The organism is Clostridium sp. CX1, from assembly GCF_025398335.1.
GTDB lineage: Bacteria > Bacillota > Clostridia > Clostridiales > Clostridiaceae > Clostridium_AM > Clostridium_AM tanneri.
On record NZ_JAODOO010000004.1, the window covers coordinates 84,580 to 104,439 of the forward strand.

A 19,860-nucleotide genomic window follows, 5' to 3' on the forward strand; every position below is an offset into this window, starting at 1 on the left:
TCATTGACGAGATCTTGCTTTTTCTATTAATATTCTTCTTATAGTTGCAAAGTTATCAAATATTCTGCCACCAAATACTATTACTGCTGCTAAATAAATAGGAACTCCTAATTTATCTCCTAAATAGGCAAGACCTGCTGCAAGAACAGCATTTCCGAAAAAACCTGATATAAATATGTCTGGCTGAAACTTATTGCTAAGGCTTCCTTTGATAGCTCCGAATACTGAGTCTAAACAAGCCAATATAGCTACAGACATATAGGGAGAAAACTTATCTGGGATATTTATATTCCAAACGATTCCTATTATAATACCTATTATGAGTCCAAAAAAACCTATCATTTGACCTAACACTCCTTAATTATAAATTATTCTTTTATCGGTTTAGCATACTCAAATTTATAAGCCTTGTTATATTTTTTTATAACAATATCATCAACTTTATCAAACTTTACATCACATAACCCTTTAAAATCAGTAAAAACTTCCGGAAAGCTCATGGCACTATACAATAGATTTTTATCACCTATAGCCTGTATTACTATTCTCCTTGAAGGAGATATCTTTTCGTCATTTATTAATATATAACTCCCTGCATTCCTTATCCCTGTTTTAGAAACTACTCTTATATCATTTATAGCTATAGCCTCAGCCCCTGCAAACCTTAGTTCATTGACCAAATATACCAAATGTTTATCTGTAATTTGTTCTCCTGTTGTACCAAATATTTTACTATCAGGAGTGAGATATATAGTAATGCCTTGTCCTTTTACATCAGTAATTCCCGTTAACAATCTAGTATCATCTAGCTCTTTAAGCAAATTCTTTGTAGCATCACTTTTCCCTGCTGCCGCCTTCTCATAACTTTTAATTTGGTCTTGAAGTTCTTGAACCTTTTTTTCTAATTCGCTCTTTTGTTTCTTATACTGCTCTATTTCTACAGTAACATCTGTACTGCTCTTATTAGTAAAGTTCAAGGTTTTATCCTGCTTCATAAGTACTTTGAACTGATAAGCCAACATAAATCCCAATATAGCACATACTATTGCAACACTAACCTGCGCTTTAATTTTCCCCATTTTTACATCCTCCTATTTTTCGATAAAAAACACAGGATTACCATCAAAACTTACATCGATGTATCCCTTAGCTCCTTGTAGTTCTTTCCTTGCTAATATATTTACAGCCTTATTTAGTTTCTTGTCAATATTGTCTGGACTTCCAATTTTGATTAGAATATTTCCACTGTATAACTTAATGTCAACAGAATTGCTTACATCTACCGATGTTATACTTGTAATTTTATTATTCTGTATCACATTTCCCATATTTCTTATTACATCAATCTTTCTCTTATCCTTATCCTCTGACACCTTACCAATATCCGTCTTTTCATAATCTATTCCATCTAGCTTAATAAGCTTCATTTCCTTGACATCTGCTCTCTGCTGAAGCAATACACCATCTTTATCTATTACAAAGTATTTATTATTCTTATTGTTGTAAAATACCGCTTCTCTTTCCTTAACAATAATCTGTATGGTAGAAGGCAGCTTCCTCTCTATTTTAATACTAGCTATATACGGATTACTTAGAATATTGCTTTCAATATATTTTAAATTAATATAAAATATATTGTTATCTAAAGTAACCTTTGAAAGTGAAATAATTTCCTTTTGAGGAATATTTTTATTGCCACTTACCTTGATTGTCTTTATATTAAAATAAGGTAGCTTTAGGCAAAGAGTAACAAATAGTGATGTCATAAGCATGAACAGTAAAATTGCTCTTTTGATTCTTATTTTTTTTCTTCTTTGTAAAATTAGCTCGTTGTCTGTTTTTTTTATAACTTGACCCATATTTCACCAACCCGCCTTAGTAAAACTCTATAAGATATATATATAATAACACTTCACGTAATTAATTTCATTAAATTATAGATTAAATTTTCATAAATTCTTTCTACATCAAATTTAGTTATCTAAACCTATTGACTGAAATAAAAATTGAGAGTTAAGATCTAAAGTATGATTTTAGTTCCTCTAAAATACAAGAAGAAAATCTTCATAAACTTTCAAATCTCAACTCTCAACTAATAGTTTTTAATATTAGGTGTGCTCCCTTTGCCTTGATATATTCAGGAGCACGCCCATGGCCATCAGATTAAATACCAAGGATGACCCTCCATAGCTTATAAATGGCAGCGGTACCCCTGTTACCGGCATTGAACCTGTTACAACTGCAATATTAATTATTGCCTGTATTGCAACAACAGATGTAATACCTGTAGCTAATAGAGTTCCGTAAGTATCTTTGGCCCTTATAGCGGTAACAATTCCTCTCCATATAAATATAACAAATAATAAGATGATTAAAGTACACCCTATAAGACCTAATTCTTCTCCAATTATTGAAAAGATAAAATCATTATGAGGTTCTGGTATGTAGTAACACTTTTGTCGTGACTTTCCTAAACCCATACCCCATATTCCACCAGAGCCTAAGGCTAATAAGGATTGAATTAACTGATATCCGTCTCCCTTTGGGTCTGCCCAAGGATTTAAGAAACTGGTAAATCTAGCCATTCTATATGGTTCTAATATTATACCTGCTACTCCTGCCAAACCTACTAATCCAATTAGTCCAGCCATATGAGATATCTTCGCACCAGCTACAAAAAGAACAATTAGAGTAACCATCATTATTACAGTGGCAATACTTAAGTTTTTCTCTGCTAGTACCAGCCCTGCATAAAAACCAGAAACTAATAAATATGGTATGACTCCATAAATTAAACTCTTAATTTTTTCGCCCTTCACATCTATACTTTTTGCCATATATAATACTACCATATACTTAGCCATGTCTGAAGGCTGAAATGAAGCAGGCCCTAGCCTTATCCATCTTCTCGCACCATTTACTGCTGGAAATGCAAATACTGCTAATAAAAGTATTATAGCAATTATCATAAGTATCTTTGTATACTTTTTTATCTTGTGGTAATCAACTTTTATTGCGAAAAACATAAAAATTGTTCCTATAAGTGCCCAAAGTCCCTGTTTCTTTAAGAAGTACATACTATCCTTTATATCCGGATTAAAGAATGCACTATAGGAACTGGCACTATAAACCATAACTACTCCGATGGCTACTAAAAGCATTATAGTTGAAAACAGCAAAAAATCTATAGGCCCAATTTTATTACCAGGTTTATTCATTACTATATCCTCCTACCTGATTACTCCTATCAAACTAACAACTCCAACTAAATACTACAGTGATAAAAAGGCAACTAAACATAATACTACTGTAACAATACAAAATATAGATACAACCTTTGTTTCATGCCAGCCTGATAGCTCAAAATGATGATGTAACGGACTCATCTTAAATATCCTCTTTCCTGTAGTTTTAAAGGATATTACCTGAAGTATCACAGATAATGTTTCCGCTACATAAATTCCACCTACTATTATAACCAATAATGGTAATTTTAGTATCATAGCTACAGCTGCAACTGCTCCGCCTAAGGCCAATGAACCTGTGTCTCCCATAAATATTCTTGCTGGAAAAGCATTATATCTTAAGAATCCTAAAAGAGCTCCTGCTACAACTCCACAAAAGATTGATAGAGTATAATGTCCTGTAGCTAAACTCACCAGTGCAAAGAAAGTCATAACTAATAAGGTAACGGAAGTCGCTAGTCCATCAAGGCCATCTGTTAAGTTAACTGCATTAGTTGTAGCTGCAAAATAAATTATAATAAAAGGAATATAAAAGCTGCCTAGATTCCATGTCTTATGTCCAAAAGGTAATATAATAGATGTACCTATATTAGGATTGTATGCTGCATAATAAGCAAAACTTCCTGATACAACTAGCAATAATATCATCTTCTGATATGCTCTAAGACCTAGGTTCTTCTTACGTATAATTTTCAATCCGTCATCTAATGCTCCAATTATCCCAAAAGCTATAAAGGCATACAGTGCAACCATAGCTTCGTCCCCAGGCTTCCTTATTAAAAGGGCCATTGTTATAAAAGAAGAAACTATAAATATTATTCCTCCCATTGTAGGGGTACCGGCCTTCTTTTGGTGACTTTTAGGTCCTTCTTCCCTTATACTTTGACCAAATTTCAACTTATGTAGTATAGGAATTATTATAGGTCCTGCTAATATTGATATAAAAAATGCAACTAGTACTGAGTAAATTAATCTATCCATTTGCTATTGTCGCTCTAAAATTTAGAGCGTCTTCACCTCCTTCTATGAGTTACTCTTCTTTAGTTTTTCTACAATTGTTTCAAATTTTGCAGCTCTTGAAGCCTTTACTAATACTGTATCTCCTGTTTTTAAATACTGATCTATAAGATACTCCACCACTTTATCATAATCCTGAAAAGCAATATGTCTTCTAGTGTCATTATCTATTGCCTTAACTCCTTCTTCATAAGCATCGCTGAACTCTCCAAGGGTTATTAGTAAGTCAACTCCATTTTTTGCTGCATATTCCCCTATTATCCTGTGACTGTCATAGGCTCTTTCCCCTAGTTCTCCCATAGTGCCTAGTATTGCTATCCTTCTATTAGAATTAAAATTCTTAAGTACATCTATGGCCACTTTCATAGCCTCAGAATTAGCATTATAGCAGTCATTTATTATATTAAATTTAGTCCCCTTAGTTATCTCCATTCTATTTGCAGTAGTCTGAAGGTTTTTTAACCCTTGTCTTATTTCATCGTAACTCATTTTAAACAGCCTGCCACAAGCTACTGCTAATAATGTATTGGATATAGTATGCCTTCCTGGAACATCTACATGGAGCTTTTCTTCTTTGCTTTCGGAAGATTCTTTCACAGCAAATTCCACATAGTCTTCCCCAAGTATTACATTCTCTGCTTTAAAATCAGCGTTAGTATCTATACCAGTGTTAACTATTCTAAATTTGTCTTCTTTAACCTTTGCTAGTAAATCATTGTCTCTATTTATGATTAAAGTATTATTCTTATCGAAAAAATCAGTTATTTCAAGCTTAGCCTTTAGTATGTTCTCTCTGCTTCCAAGCATTCCTATGTGGGCCGTTCCTACATTAGTAATCAAGGCTATGTCCGGTCTTGCAGCCTTTGCCATAGAACTTATTTCTCCTAAGCTATTCATTCCCATCTCTAGAACTGCAATATCATAGCTATTATCTAATTTGAATATCATTAGCGGAAGTCCTATTTGGTTATTAAAATTACCTTCTGTTTTAAAAACCTTATACTTAGAGCTTAATGTTGCTGCCACTAAGTCCTTAGTGGAGGTTTTTCCTGCAGAACCAGTGATTCCAACTACCTTTAAAGTTAATTTACTTCTATAGAATTCAGCCAAATCTAAAAGGGCCTTTCCCGTATCCTTAACTTTAATAATTGTTGTGTAGTTTTGTATATCTTCCTTTTTGTACTTAATCTCATCAATTATGCAGATGACTGCTCCCTTTTCACTAGCTTCTTTTATATATTCGTTAGCATTAAAATTGCCTCCCTTTAATGCAATGAATATATTTCCTTTTTCTATTTTTCTTGTATCGGTATTTATGGAGTTAAATCCACTATAGTTTCCTTGTAAAACAATTTCCCCCTGCACTGCAGTAACTATTTCTTCAAAAGTCATCTGTTCCACCCTTAATCAACTCCTTTCTTTTAACGCTTCCACAATTTCTCCAATAATTTCTCTTTCATCAAAATGTATTGTCTTATCTTTTAATATCTGATAGTCCTCATGTCCTTTTCCAGCTACTACTATAACATCGTCTTTTTCAGCCATTTCCATAGCCTTCTTAATAGCTTCTCTTCTATTTTCTACAATAATATAGTTATCCTTCTTTATTCCTTCAGTTATTTCCTTTATTATAGCCATAGGCTCCTCTGTTCTAGGGTTATCTGATGTAATAACTGCTAAATCACTTAACTCTGAACCTATTCTTCCCATAATAGGTCTCTTCTTGTTATCCCTATCTCCTCCACAGCCAAATACGCTGATAAGTCTACCTTTGGTGAACTCTCTAGCAGTTTTCAATATATTCTCTAAACCGTCTGGTGTATGTGCATAATCAACTATAACTTCGTAGCCTAAATTATAATCCTTAGTTACTATTTCGCATCTTCCTGGAACAGCAATCATAGCCTCCAAGCCTTTTTTTACAAGGCTTAATGATATTCCCTCTTTTAAACAAGCTCCTGCACTTCCAAGAGCGTTCATCACATTATATTTACCTGGTATATTTAAATTTATATGCTCTTTTTCACTACCATATGTTATATTAAAATCTACACCTCTAGAATGCATATGTATCTCACTTGCTTTGACATCAGAATTTTTATCTATAGCATAAGTAATTTTATTTTCTGTTGTATCATTATAAACTCTTTCTCCGTACTCATCATCTAAATTTATAACTGAGTTAACTGCATTTTTAAATAATATAAGCTTTGCATTGTAGTAATTTTCAAAAGTCTTATGAAAATCTAAATGATCCTGGGTAAGGTTTGTAAATATTGCCTGGGAAAACTTCACGCCATAGACTCTATCTAAATATAAAGAATGAGAAGATACTTCCATAACACAATACTGAACTCCGTCATCTACCATATCCTTAAACAGCTTTTGAAGCTCCAAGGATTCTGGAGTAGTTCTCTCTGTATGAAGCTTTTTGCTTCCAATATAATTAGCGATAGTTCCTACAATACCTACTTTATATCCTGCTGCTTCTAATATAGATTTCATCATAAAAGTAGAAGTAGTTTTTCCATTGGTGCCAGTAACGCCTATTATCTTTAATTTATCTGCAGGATGGTCATAAAAATTAGCCCCTGCTAGAGCTAATGCCTTTCTGCTATCTTTAACTCTTATAACTGTACAATCTGGTATGTCTTCCACATCTTTTCCTATGATTATTGCAGCAGCTCCACTTTTATAAGCATTATCTATATACTTATGCCCATCTGTAGCATATCCCTCAATACAGACAAATAAATCTCCATCTTTAACTGCTCTTGAATCATACTGAATTTTTCCAATCTCTAAATCCTCAGAACCTCTAACTACCTTATAATCTATACCTTGTAAAATCTCTTTTAGTTTCATAATAACAACCCCTTATAATTACATTCTCTTTCAATTCTTTACATAAAGTATCCAACTTAAACATAGCATTAGCATGCAGTCATGTAGATAATTCTCTTCTATACACGTACTGCATGCTTAATATTAATTTAATCTCCCAACGGCTCTGTATGAAGATTTACAAGAGTTCCCTTTTGTACTTCCTGTCCCGGTTCAATACTTTGTTCGGACACCATGCCAACTTCATTAAAGTCTGCCCTTAGTCCAACACTATTAAATACAGCCACAGCTTTTTCGGTACTTAATCCCTTAACATCTGGAACTGACACTACTTTATTATAGTTTGGCGTTGCTCCAGTGTAAAGTATAACTTTTGTTCCTTCTTTAACTGTATAGCCTGGCTTTGGGTTCATATCTACAATATACTCCCCATTTGAGTCTGGCTCACCATCTAGATGAAGATCCTGTAGAGCTTTTTCTGCCTCAGCTTTTTTCATACCCCTTACATCTGGTACAACTATATCCTTTAACATACTCTTAGCTATGTCTTCACTGCTTGCATCACTCTTCATAGCTAGGTAATTGAATATATCATTGAATATCTGCTGAGCTACCGGTGCTGCTATTTGTCCCGCATAGTAGTTAGATGGATCTGGCTCATCTATAGATACAAATACTGTTACTCTTGGATCATTTGCTGGTGCCATTCCCGCAAAAGAGGCTATATACTTACCTGGTTGATACCCTCCTGGTCCAGCTTTTTGAGCTGTTCCTGTTTTTCCAGCTATATGGTATCCTTCTATAAAGGCTTTCTTTCCACCGCCCTCAGAAATAACTTTTTCAAGATATCCTCTAAGCTCAGCCATCTTATTAGCATCTAAAATTTGCTTGCTGTTAGTTCCTGAGACTTCAAATTTTTTATCTGTTATTTCCACATTTTTCTCTTCGTCGTAATGGGCTATCTCTCTCATCACATGTGGCTTCACTAACATTCCACCATTAGCTATTGCATTAAAAGCTGTAAGATATTGAATTGAGGACACTGTATTAGTTTGACCAAAGGATATAGTAGCTAAATCTATTTCACTAATATTTTCCGGCTTTTTAATAATTCCATTAGCTTCTCCTGGTAAATCTATTCCTGTTTTTTGTCCTAGACCAAACTTTTGCTCATATTTATAAAGGTTTTCTTTACCTACCTTTTTTCCTACTGCCGCAAATCCAGGATTACAAGAATTCTTAAGTATTTCTACAAAAGTCTGTTCTCCATGTCCTGAAGTTTTCCAACAATGTATTACTTTTTTACCTACTGTAAAGCTTCCTGTACAGGTATACTTATCACTTGTACTTACTGCATTTTCTTCAAGAGCTGCTGAAGCTGTTATTACCTTGAATATGGATCCAGGTTCAAAGGTATCACTAACTGCTCTATTTCTCCACATTTTTTGCAGTTCATCAAAGGACTTATCCTTAACCCATGGATCATTTGGGTTATAGTCAGGTTTGTTTGCCATTGCAAGAATTTCTCCAGTCTTGGGGTCCATAACTATAATGCTAACAGCGTTTGCTTTATTGTCCTTCATGGCTTGATCTGCTGCTTTCTCTGCAAAATGCTGTATCATCTCATCTATTGTCAGTATAACATCCTTTCCATCTACCGGCTTTGAATATTCCGATATAGTATAAGGAAGCTCCTTACTCTTTCTATCCGTTTCTGCAATTCTAACTCCTGGAGTACCAGACAATTCCTTATTATAATATAGTTCCACCCCAGTAAGTCCATTTCCATCTGAATTAGTATGTCCAAGTACATGAGCTAAAAAGTTATTGTTAGGGTAATATCTTTTGGTATCCGCCGATACTAAGACCCCTCTTAAATTTAAGTTTCTAACATTATCTGCCTCTGCTTTTTCAATTCTTCTCTTTAAAGTAGCAGATGCTAAAGGTAGTCCCCCTGGCAATTTCTTTCCCAGTATCTTAGAAACCTCTGTCCTTTCCATTCCCAAAGCCTCTGATAGTTTTCCTGCTACCTGATCTTCAGTTAAACTCTTCTCCTTCATTGTATCCCTTAAGGTGTTCATGTCTAAATCTACTCTGTATACATTTGCACTTACTGCCAACTCATGACCGTTTCTATCAAGAACTCTTCCTCTTTTTGCAGCAATCTTAACTTCGCTTGTCCATTGATCAACTGCTAAAGATTTGAGCTTGTTTGATTGATACACCATTATGTACATCATTCTGACAACTAATAATGTAAACAACAGGAAAAGAAAACTAAAAATAACTACCATTCTTTTTCTAATGATAACTTTATCTCTATATTCTTTTTTTGCCAACCTATTTCCCTCCGTTAAACATTGCTATAGATAATTTAATAAAAGCTAGTTCATTATATATCTTATCTTTATATGTGTATAATTGGCAACAAAGATTAGTTTCTCTTTTTAAAAACTTCTTTGCTGCCAATGTAGGCTATAATAATTTATGGATTATAGGATTAATATTAGTTTTTAGTATTATTTTAAAACAATACTCTCTTAATCCTGCTCCAAATACTTTTCTCCTCTTCAACCTGCTTTTTCTTCTCTGATGATTGTACGATCTCTTTACTTATATTGGTATATACAGCCATGCTTTTGTCTGGTTTTACCATATGAAGCTTGCTTACTGCTGTTTCCTCTATTTGCTGTATATTGTTGAATTTAACTAACTCTACTCTTAAGTTCTCATTTTCCTTATTAATAGTATTTATATTTGATTTTATAGAATTTAATTCCATTTGCATGTCATAAATAATGCAGTATCTTCCTACAAGTGTTAGTCCTACTATAAATATTAAAGCGATATTTCTTATAATTTTCATCTTATTTTTTACTCGTCTATTTACTTGTTTGCGCCTTCTTTTCCTATCTGCTTTTTCTTTATCAACCTCATTGCCTCTAGTTGGACTATATTTAGGCTTAAGAACCGTATTCCCCTGTATAATGTTATCTTCATTTACCACTATCACTTTATTCACCCCACACAAATTTTAGAACTAAATTCTCTCAGCTACCCTAAGCTTTGCACTTTTGCTTCTGGAGTTTACCTCCATCTCTTCTTTACTTGGTTCGATAGGTTTTCTACTGATAACTTTTAATATAGATTGTTTGCCGCATGCACAAATAGGAAAATCCGGTGGACAAGTACATGGATTCTCTAATTGTCTAAATTTGCTTTTAATCTTTCTATCTTCTAATGAATGGAAAGTTATGATCGCTATCCTTCCACCATTTTCCAAACGATTGATACTATCTTCCACAGCTTTATCTAATATTTCAAGCTCTTTGTTAACCTCTATTCTTATAGCTTGAAAAGTTCTTTTGGCAGGATGGCCATCCTTTTGAAATTTTGCTGGGATGGCAGCTCTTATTATATCCACTAACTTAGATGTAGTTTTTATGCTTTCCTTTTCTCTTCTATCTACTATAAACTTAGCTATTCTCTTAGCAAAGTTATCTTCTCCATATTCCTTGATTATTCTAAAGAGTTGCTCCTCACTATAACCATTTACTATATCATAAGCAGTGAGGTCATCTTCTCTATTCATTCTCATATCAAGCGGTGCGTCCTTCATGTAGCTAAAACCTCTTTCGGCAGTATCCAGTTGGTAGGAAGATACTCCTAAGTCCATCAGTATTCCATCTACTTTTTCAATATCCAATTCTGTTAAAATAGAATCTATATTATAAAAATTATTATGAACATAGGTAACATTGTTAAATTCCTTTAACCTTTCCTTTGCAGCACTTAGTGCAGATGTATCTTGGTCTATTCCAATTAATCTTCCTTTTTCCGATAGCCTCTTAGCTATTTCATAGGAATGACCTCCTCCACCAAGGGTACAATCTACATATATTCCATCTTCTTTTATATTTAAGGCTTCTATACATTCATTTAATAGAACTGATACATGTTTAAACTCCATCTTTTGCTTCCTCCAAACCTTTTTCCATTATTAATTAAATTTTTAACGTAATATTCATCTGTGTTTAAGTTCTTCATTTTCCTATTATATTCCTAACTCACTCATCTGCTCTGCTATATCGTCATAGTCTATATTGGAATTATTATATTCTTCCCAACTTTCCTTACTCCATATCTCTACCCTATTAGATACACCTATGCTTACTATTTCCTTTTTTATCTTTCCATATTCTAAAAGACTCTGGGGAATCAAAGCTCTGCTCTGTTTGTCCAATTCCATTTCATTTGCACCGGAAAAAAAGAATCTAGCAAAGGCTCTGGCATTTTTGTTAGTTAGTGGAAGTCTCTTTAGCTTTTCCTCTAATATCGACCACTCGCTTAAGGGGTAGGCATACAAACAACCGTCTAGTCCTTTAGTAAGGATGAATTTAGTGCCTAGTTCTTCTCTAAATTTAGAAGGAACTATCATTCTATTTTTGCTATCCAAGGCATGTTCATATTCCCCTATAAACATATTTACACCCCAATTTTGTTATTTCACTCCACTTTACCCCACTTTTTCCCACTGACCTTACATATTCTATATTAACATAAAAATTCCTCTTTTAAAAAACTTTTTTAATATTTTTTTAAAGTATATTAAAAAAGTTTTTTCTACTTATATCGACTTTATACTTTTTAACTTTACTGACATGCTCTTTAAAGATTATCGCATAATGTAAAACTCACTCTAAAATTTTAGCTAGTACTTTAAATTAACTAATGATATGGTAGGAACTTCGCAGTAGATAATATAGCTCATTCAAGGTTTTATAGGTGTAAATTTTATTTTAAAAGGGAATACTTAACTCATATAATTCCATGACTAGGAAATGATACTTGTGCGAATCTTAAATCAATGTGAATTTGAACAATTAATAGTAGCTTTCACAATAGGAGGGGATTAGTCTAATATGCTTAATAACTTACTACCACCAACAACACATAAAGTAAAAATGCATACGAGCAAAAGGGTTAATAATATAATTAAAGAGAAAACCTTAAATAATATGAATTTATACGGTGAAAAAAATCCAGAAGGTGTGTCTGCTAGGATTAACAGTCTTAATAGAGAATGGGACACAGAAAGAGTATTAGAAGCTAATGCAGGAGCTCTAATGCTTGTAGGTTCCGCTTTAGCTTTAATCACTGAAAAAAAACGCTGGTCTGTACTTACTGCTGCTGTAGGAGGTTTCTTACTTCAACATGCATTACAGGGTTGGTGTCCTCCCCTTCCAATTATAAGAAGATTAGGAGTTAGAACTTCTAGTGAAATTCATGGTGAAAAATACTATCTTAAATATGTAAGAGGTGATTTTGATAAGTGGAGACATAAGTAGTTGTCAACTGTCAATTATCTTGAAATGCCTTTCTTTGTAGAGTATAATTTAATAGATTTAAATAGTTAATACAAAGATGAGAAAGGATGTACATAAATGAAACTTGGAATTGTCGGTTTACCTAATGTTGGTAAAAGCACTTTATTTAATGCTATAACTCAGGCAGGAGCAGAATCTGCTAATTATCCCTTCTGTACAATTGAACCAAACGTAGGTGTAGTTAGTGTTCCAGATAAAAGATTAGATGTGCTTGCAGAAATGTATGGCTCTAAAAAGAAAATACACACAGCTATAGAATTTTATGATATAGCTGGATTAGTTAGAGGTGCAAGTAAGGGAGAAGGTCTTGGAAACAAATTCTTATCACATATAAGAGAGGTTGAGTCTATAGTTCATGTAGTAAGATGCTTTGATGACCCTAACATAGTTCACGTAGACGCATCTATTGACCCAATTCGTGATATAGAAACTATAGGACTTGAGCTTATCTTCTCCGACATAGAGGTTATGGATAGAAGAATAGAAAAAGTAGTTAAGCTTGCTAGAAGTGGAAATAAAGAAGCAAAGGCTGAATATGATTTAATGATAAGAATTAAGGAGCATCTTGAGGCAGGAAAACCGGTTAGAACTTTAGATTTAACTGAAGATGAATCAGAAGTGGTAAACGGCTTCTTCTTACTTACAACAAAACCGGTATTATATGCAGCAAATATTTCTGAAGATGATTTAGTATCTGGCAGATTAGAAAATGACTATGTAAAGAGAGTTAAAGAATTTGCCGCTGGTGAAAATTCAGGAGTTGTAGTTATTTCTGCTAAAATCGAAGAAGAGCTGTCTACTTTAGATGAAGAAGAAAAGAAAGAAATGCTTGAAGAATACGGCTTAGAAGAATCCGGTCTTGATAAACTAATACATGCTAGCTATAAACTTCTTGGCCTTATGAGCTTTTTAACTGTAGGTCCTCAAGAAGCAAGAGCTTGGACTATAAAAATAGGCACAAAGGCTCCTCAAGCTGCAGGTAAAATCCACTCTGATATTGAAAAAGGCTTTATTAGAGCTGAAGTAATTTCCTATGATAAACTAGTGGAATCCGGCTCAGAAGCTGCCGCTAAAGAAAAAGGATATTTTAGACTTGAAGGTAAAGAATATGTTATGCAAGACGGAGATGTTGTACATTTTAGATTCAATGTTTAAATAGCAGGCTTTATAAATGGACAGTGTAAGTAGAGATTTCTTCACTGTCCACTAATAACTTACTCTTCCTTCTTCTTTCTTCTAGTAGTAGAGCTTTTTCTGGTACTTCTCTTACCAAAATACTTTTTACTTTCTTTCTCTAATTCCTCCATAACTTCTCTATAACCTATATTTTTATCTCCTATTAGCACTTCCACTGCATCTTTGATATGAGACATGGAGTATATATGAAAGTTTCCCTTCTTAATTTCTTCTTCAACTTCCCTATTCAGAACTAGGCTGTTTACATTTGATTCTGGTATTAGTACTCCTTTTCCCTTTATTGTATCTACTAACTTGCATATCTTGAAGAAGCCTTCTATTTTTTCATTTACACCGCCAATTGGCTGCACTTCCCCAAATTGGTTTATAGAACCTGTGACTGCTACATTTTGTTTTACTGGTATTTTGCTAAAGGCGGATATCATAGATATTATTTCAGCCACAGAAGCACTATCTCCATCTATCTTTCCGTATAGCTGCTCAAAGCTTAGATGAAAGTCTACAGGAAGCTTTTCATATCCACCCATTAATGTATTCATAAATCCCTTTAAGGTATTTATAGCTTTATTATGAATTTTTCCACTTAAATCACTCTCTTTTTGTACATCTACTATATTTCCTGTTCCTTTATAACAGGAACAGGTTATTCTTATTGGTTTGCCAAAACTAAAATATCCTGTATCTATAACAGATAGTCCATTTACTTGACCTATTAACTTTCCTTTTACATTGATAAATATTTTATTATCTTTATAACTTTCATCTATTTCCCTCTCAATTAGCTCTTCTTCATAAACTGTATCAATTATATCATAGTCCTCTATAAATGCTCTTTGCTCCCTTTCCACCTTGTTATTTGCAAGCATTAGTACCCTTCCTAATTCATATTCATCAATATATAATTTATTTTTATTTTCCGCTTTTCTTGATGAGAATTTTGCTAACTCCTTCACCGCTTCATCTGTAAGCCCATGAAGGTTATTGCTTTGGCATATATCTGATAGTTTCTCAAAAAAAGCTTGCTTTGTATCATTATTAATATCCAAGGTAGAATTGTGCTCTGCTCGTATCTTAAATATTTTTTTAAAATCTTCATCATAGGAATAAAGTAAATCATAAGTGTTATAGTCTCCTATAAGTATTATTTTCACATTAAAGTTTACAGGTTCTGGTTTTAATCCACTAAGAGATAAAAGTTCTAAATATCCCCTGTTATAATCTAAATCTACCTTTCCACTTATTAATGACTTTTTAAAATAGTAGTAAGCTGAGGAATTAGTTAAAAGACTACTTAACCTTAATATTAGACAGCCACCGTTAGCTTTCAAAAATGAGCCTGCCTTAATTAAACTTACATCTGTAATATAAGTTCCATTTTTATTTTCATATTCTATACTTCCAAGTAGGTTGTTAATGTTAGGATCTTCTTCAAAAATTACTGGCGGAGTATCATTTTCACTATTATCTACTAAAACATTAACCACATATCTGTAGATTACCCCATTTATCTCCTCTTCATCATCTTCATAGCTTATAGAATATATCTCTACTATCTCTTTTTCTATATCGTCACAGATATCATTTAAAAGTTCTACAATATGTTGATTTTCTGAAAACTCCTCTAAAAACTCTTTTCTTTGTTCTTTTGCCTTTGTTTTATAATACTCTTCCATTATCTTTTTTATTTTTTCAACTTCCAGTAATTCAATATCTCTTAACTCATCTAATACTTCCTGAGCATTACTTTTCAAGCTGTTTACCTTAGTTAGTATGTCTTCCTTTTCTTCAGATTTTAAGGTGTCATAATCTTCTTCCCCCATTAACTCCCCTTCTTCCTTAAGGGGAATAAATGTAAATCCGTTTTGAGTAGCTTTCATAGTAAAACCATCATCTTCTGCCATTTTAACAAGCTTACTTATCAAGTTTCCTCTTGTTTTTTGAAGATTGTCAACTATAGTTTCCTTTTCCTTGTTTGAAGAGCTATTATAAAAGTCGTAGGTTGTTTCCAAATAAAACTTCTGTATATTCTCAACAGTTTCCTTTAATTTCATGCCTTTTCCACCGGGTAAAAATATGGCTTCTGGAACCTTTTCATCATTATGAACAACATAGCATATATCCTGAGGTTTATCCTTTGTTTTAAGATTTTTCTTTACAAATTCTATTATTTTTTCTAATTTGTCCTTTGAAAAATCATCTATAAGATAAATATTATATCCTTCCTTATCTATTTCCAAAGCAGTTTTTATTTTTTCATATACTTGATCATACTCAGGCATACTATTAAAATCCCCTCTTAAGCCTATAGTATCAACCTTAAAGTCGTAGATGACCTCCTGAGGTATTAATTCTCTGTTCATATCTCATCCCCCTTTTTACCGCTTACTATAATAATATTCTTTAAAATAATATTTAGGTACAAAAAATATAAAAAAATAGAGTTTAACTTTAAATTTCTTTTTAAACTTAAAGTTAAACCCTATTATCCCACTGTTCTCCCATAATTACTTTCCTCTATCCTAAACTAATATGGTTATTATCTTTTTATTAATATTACATAAAGCTCTAGGATAGACATCTATATACTATATAAACATTCAACATTATTTTAAAAATTCCTTTTTCAATTTACATGGTAAATAAAATATTTATATTCTATACATCTATCAATAAGTTAATGGTAAAACTATAACAAAAGTAATCCATTATATTTTAAAAAGGTCAATACTGTGTTATAATATACATAAAATTCTACTGGGACTTTCAAAGTATAGCAAATAAGGTATAATTTAATCATGGAAAATGCCTTTAGCTTAAATGGTTATCAAGTTCTCGGTAACAAAGACAAAGGCGTAATTATTGGAGGCGCTTAGCTATCAGATAAATTTTAACGTAAAGGAGTCAAAAACATGAGTTTAAAAGAAAAAATTGCTCAATATTACACAAAATCTTATTTAAAAAAGTATGGTGATAGACTTACTCAAGTGCAAGGTACTGTTGTGTCTGTTAAAGTTACTGAAAAAACAATATTATGGGTATTCAATAAGCTTACTGTCACACTTCTAGTAAGACCTGAGAGAAGTAAGAACATAACCAAATGTATATATATGAGAAATAGATGGTTTAAAAAACCTGAATTTATACCAGTAAATCAAGGAAATCTTGTGTTAGTTCAGGGTCTAAAAGGCAAAAAAGGCAAACAAAATAGTGAGCAGATAGAAATGATTAATATTAGAAATATGACAACTAAGAAAGACTTGGTTCCTATGGAAGGAAAAATGCAAAAGGTTCAGAGAGTACAGAGAATAAAATAAAAAAGATTAGAATTGCCTAGCAATTCTAATCTTTTTTATTCTTTATTTAAAGTATAAATACAAACTATTAACCAGTGCTATTATTCCAGAGAAGAATAGTACTATTCCCCACTGTCCAATATGAAGCGCTGATGTGTGGAATACCGCTTGCATAAATGGAATATAAAGCACGCAAAGTATCATGGTTATAGATATAGCTACCGCTCCTACCAGGTATGGGTTAGTAAATAATTTTATTTCAAATATAGAATGTCGCTCTGACCTGCACTCGAAAACATGTATAAGCTGAGACATTACTAGAGTGGTAAGTGCAAGGGTTCTACAGGTCCTTAAGTCATATCCATAGTATTTTCCAGCCAAGAATGCAAGGACGGTACAAACACCAATTAGAGAACCTCTTACTATTATTTTTTCACTTAATCCTCTAGCAAATATACTCTCATTTTTAGGCCTAGGCTTCCCACTCATTATATCTCCATCCGGTGGGTCTACTCCTAATGCCATAGCTGGAAGTCCATCAGTGGCAAGGTTTACCAATAAGATTTGTATTGGTAAAAGCGGTGTATCTAAATAAAAGAGTGATGCTAAGAACATAGTTAACACTTCGCCTAGGTTACAGGAAAGAAGATATCTTATAAATTTCCTTATGTTATCGTAGATTACTCTTCCCTCTTCCACTGCTGATACTATTGTAGCAAAGTTGTCATCCAGTAGTATCATTGAGGAGGCTTCCTTAGTTACGTCTGTACCAGATATACCCATTGAAATCCCTATGTCAGCTTCCTTAACTGCTGGTGCATCATTTACACCATCTCCAGTCATTGCCACTATTTTATTTTTAGACTTAAAAGCCTTCACAATTCTTAATTTGTGATTTGGACTTACTCTAGCAAAGATAGATATGTTGTCAACCTTCGCTGCCAATTGTTTGTCGCTTAGACTGTCTAACTCCTCTCCTGTAATAACCTGTGATTGGTCTTTACATATATCCAGCTGTTTACCTATAGCAAAAGCTGTATTCCTATGGTCTCCTGTTATCATTACAGCCCTAATACCTGCCATTTTACACTTTAAAACTGCTTCCTTTGCTTCTCTTCTTGGCGGATCAATAATTCCTGCGATACCTACAAAAACTAAATTTTCCTCTAAACCTTTACCTTTTATAATACCTTCATCCTTGTAGGCTCCTGCTATACATCTTAAAGCGTCGAAAGACATACTTTCCACTGCCTTTAGTACTCTTTGTCTTTGATCTGATGTAAATAGCTTTACTTCTCCTCTATCCAATATATATTTACATCTATTTATTATTCTTTCTGGTGCTCCTTTTACGTAGCAAGTTTCCTTATTTCCTTCTTTCATTATTACAGACATCATTTTCCTATCAGAGTCAAAGGGAATATCGTATACTCTCTTAGCCCTATCTAAGAAAACCTTCAAATCCTTGGTGGCTGCAAAAAAACCCTTAATTAAAGCAGTTTCTGTAGGATCACCAAATAAGCTTTTCGTAATGCTGCTTTCTTTAAAATCAAAGTTACAATCATTACAGTATGTAAAAGCTTTTTTTAACAATAAATTTTCTGGAACTGACTCTTTGTCCACTTTGTAAACTTTCCCATCAAAATAAAGAGCTTTTACCGTCATTTTATTTTCTGTTAAAGTACCAGTTTTATCGCTACATATTATAGATGTACAGCCTAAGGTTTCTACTGCTGGTAGTTTTCTAACTAAAGCATTTCTTTTTAACATCCTAGAAACACCAAGTGCTAAGGCTACAGTAACTATAGCTGCAAGTCCTTCTGGAATAGCAGCAACTGCCAAGCTAACACCTAGAAGGAACATTTCATACATATCCTGCCCTCTCCATATGCCGGTTAGTGTCACAATAGCACATATAACTAAACAAAGCACTACAAGTATTTTTCCTAAAGAATCAAGTCTCTTTTTAAGAGGGGATTTTTCTCCTTCAATACTATTTAACATTCCAGCTATTTTACCCATTTCTGTCTTCATGCCTGTTTGTATGATTCTAGCTTTGCCTTTTCCAGTAAGAACTATAGTACCCATGTATATTGAACTGTTATTACCTCTTGAACTTTTTTCAACACCTATTGATTCACCGGTTAAAAGAGATTCATCTGTCATAAAGTTACTGTCTTCTACCATCATACAGTCTGCTGGTATTCTGTCACCACTTTCTAATACAACTAAGTCCCCTACAACTAAATCCTCTGCATTTATTACTTTTATATTTCCATCCCTTATTACCTTAGCTGTAGGTGCAGCTAATTCTTTCAAGGCCTCTAAAGACTTTTCTGTTTTATACTCTTGTATGAAGCCTAATACTGCATTCATTATAATTATTATTAATATGGTAACAGCATCAGCCTTCTCTCCCATTATTCCAGATATAACAGTAGCTACAATAAGTACCCATACTATAAAATCATTAAATTGAGAGAAAAATATCTTAGCAGGAGATATTTTTTTCTTTTTTTCTAATCTGTTTGGTCCATACTTTTTAAGCCTTCTTGCGGCTTCAGCTTGTGTTAGCCCGCTTTGTAAGTCCCTTTCATTTATCAATTTCATCCCTCCAAGCAATGTATTTTTTAGCTCTGTTTAATTAGGTTAACACTTCCTTCATTTACTCACAGAACTATAGTGTTAAAGCTTTCCTCCTTATCCTTCATTAATTAAATATATGAGACTCTATGTTAAAATATTATGCTTTATAATTAGGAAATTGCACTTTCCTAAAAGCAAAAACTAAGAGATATCATTAATTCATATATATAAGAAATTTAAAAATAGCAACTGTAAATTCAAATTTTTTGTTAAAATATGTTTGATAAAATT

The 19,860-nt window shown here is 33.0% G+C and carries 16 protein-coding genes; 3 read left to right on the top strand and 13 right to left on the bottom strand.

The window, feature by feature from the left end:
* The 11 genes from N4T77_RS05610 to mraZ all read right to left on the bottom strand — a co-directional run bounded on the left by N4T77_RS05610 (window position 1) and on the right by mraZ (window position 11,589).
* A complete protein-coding gene (locus tag N4T77_RS05610; RefSeq protein ID WP_261670775.1) occupies window positions 1-342 on the bottom strand; it encodes a small basic family protein in 342 nt (113 codons plus the stop codon).
* A gap of 26 nt (window positions 343-368) precedes the next feature.
* Window positions 369-1,079, bottom strand: coding sequence for a DUF881 domain-containing protein (locus N4T77_RS05615; RefSeq protein ID WP_261670776.1), 711 nt, complete (start codon window positions 1,077-1,079; stop codon window positions 369-371).
* A gap of 12 nt (window positions 1,080-1,091) precedes the next feature.
* Window positions 1,092-1,859 (bottom strand): cell division protein FtsQ/DivIB, encoded by a 768-nt coding sequence (locus tag N4T77_RS05620; protein WP_261670777.1) that lies wholly within the window; start codon window positions 1,857-1,859, stop codon window positions 1,092-1,094.
* A 249-nt stretch (window positions 1,860-2,108) separates the two neighbouring features.
* Window positions 2,109-3,218 carry a stage V sporulation protein E gene (gene spoVE / locus N4T77_RS05625; RefSeq protein WP_261670778.1) on the bottom strand — a complete coding sequence of 370 codons (1,110 nt, stop codon included), beginning with the start codon at window positions 3,216-3,218 and terminating at the stop codon, window positions 2,109-2,111.
* 54 nt (window positions 3,219-3,272) lie between these two features.
* Complete coding sequence (gene mraY, locus N4T77_RS05630) at window positions 3,273-4,226, bottom strand: phospho-N-acetylmuramoyl-pentapeptide-transferase (protein WP_261670779.1); 954 nt, start codon at window positions 4,224-4,226, stop codon at window positions 3,273-3,275.
* Between the two features lie 42 nt (window positions 4,227-4,268).
* Complete coding sequence (gene murF, locus N4T77_RS05635) at window positions 4,269-5,663, bottom strand: UDP-N-acetylmuramoyl-tripeptide--D-alanyl-D-alanine ligase (RefSeq protein WP_261670780.1); 1,395 nt, start codon at window positions 5,661-5,663, stop codon at window positions 4,269-4,271.
* A 6-nt stretch (window positions 5,664-5,669) separates the two neighbouring features.
* Window positions 5,670-7,127, bottom strand: a complete 1,458-nt coding sequence (locus tag N4T77_RS05640) for a UDP-N-acetylmuramoyl-L-alanyl-D-glutamate--2,6-diaminopimelate ligase (protein WP_261670781.1) — start codon at window positions 7,125-7,127, stop codon at window positions 5,670-5,672.
* 128 nt (window positions 7,128-7,255) lie between these two features.
* A complete protein-coding gene (locus N4T77_RS05645) occupies window positions 7,256-9,400 on the bottom strand; it encodes a stage V sporulation protein D (RefSeq protein ID WP_396125094.1) in 2,145 nt (714 codons plus the stop codon).
* A gap of 230 nt (window positions 9,401-9,630) precedes the next feature.
* On the bottom strand, window positions 9,631-10,128 hold the full coding sequence (locus tag N4T77_RS05650; protein ID WP_261670783.1) for a septum formation initiator family protein: 498 nt from the start codon (window positions 10,126-10,128) through the stop codon (window positions 9,631-9,633).
* An 18-nt stretch (window positions 10,129-10,146) separates the two neighbouring features.
* Window positions 10,147-11,076, bottom strand: coding sequence for a 16S rRNA (cytosine(1402)-N(4))-methyltransferase RsmH (gene rsmH, locus N4T77_RS05655; RefSeq protein ID WP_261670784.1), 930 nt, complete (start codon window positions 11,074-11,076; stop codon window positions 10,147-10,149).
* 84 nt (window positions 11,077-11,160) lie between these two features.
* Window positions 11,161-11,589, bottom strand: a complete 429-nt coding sequence (gene mraZ, locus N4T77_RS05660) for a division/cell wall cluster transcriptional repressor MraZ (RefSeq protein WP_261670785.1) — start codon at window positions 11,587-11,589, stop codon at window positions 11,161-11,163.
* 439 nt (window positions 11,590-12,028) lie between these two features.
* Between mraZ and N4T77_RS05665 the strand changes: the two genes are divergently transcribed.
* Both N4T77_RS05665 and ychF read left to right on the top strand, forming a co-directional pair.
* Window positions 12,029-12,454, top strand: a complete 426-nt coding sequence (locus tag N4T77_RS05665; protein ID WP_261670786.1) for a DUF2892 domain-containing protein — start codon at window positions 12,029-12,031, stop codon at window positions 12,452-12,454.
* A gap of 96 nt (window positions 12,455-12,550) precedes the next feature.
* On the top strand, window positions 12,551-13,648 hold the full coding sequence (gene ychF / locus N4T77_RS05670; RefSeq protein WP_261670787.1) for a redox-regulated ATPase YchF: 1,098 nt from the start codon (window positions 12,551-12,553) through the stop codon (window positions 13,646-13,648).
* Between the two features lie 59 nt (window positions 13,649-13,707).
* Here the strand turns inward: ychF and N4T77_RS05675 are convergent, their stop codons facing one another.
* The gene (locus tag N4T77_RS05675) at window positions 13,708-16,050 is read right to left on the bottom strand and encodes an AAA family ATPase (protein WP_261670788.1); all 2,343 of its coding nucleotides are present in this window, start codon (window positions 16,048-16,050) and stop codon (window positions 13,708-13,710) included.
* 549 nt (window positions 16,051-16,599) lie between these two features.
* On the opposite strand from N4T77_RS05675, the gene N4T77_RS05680 reads away from it, so the two are divergent.
* Window positions 16,600-17,004 carry a hypothetical protein gene (locus tag N4T77_RS05680; RefSeq protein ID WP_261670789.1) on the top strand — a complete coding sequence of 135 codons (405 nt, stop codon included), beginning with the start codon at window positions 16,600-16,602 and terminating at the stop codon, window positions 17,002-17,004.
* A 42-nt stretch (window positions 17,005-17,046) separates the two neighbouring features.
* Here N4T77_RS05680 and N4T77_RS05685 read toward each other — a convergent pair whose 3' ends face one another.
* On the bottom strand, window positions 17,047-19,593 hold the full coding sequence (locus N4T77_RS05685) for a calcium-translocating P-type ATPase, PMCA-type (protein WP_396125089.1): 2,547 nt from the start codon (window positions 19,591-19,593) through the stop codon (window positions 17,047-17,049).
* Window positions 19,594-19,860: the final 267 nt, after the last annotated feature.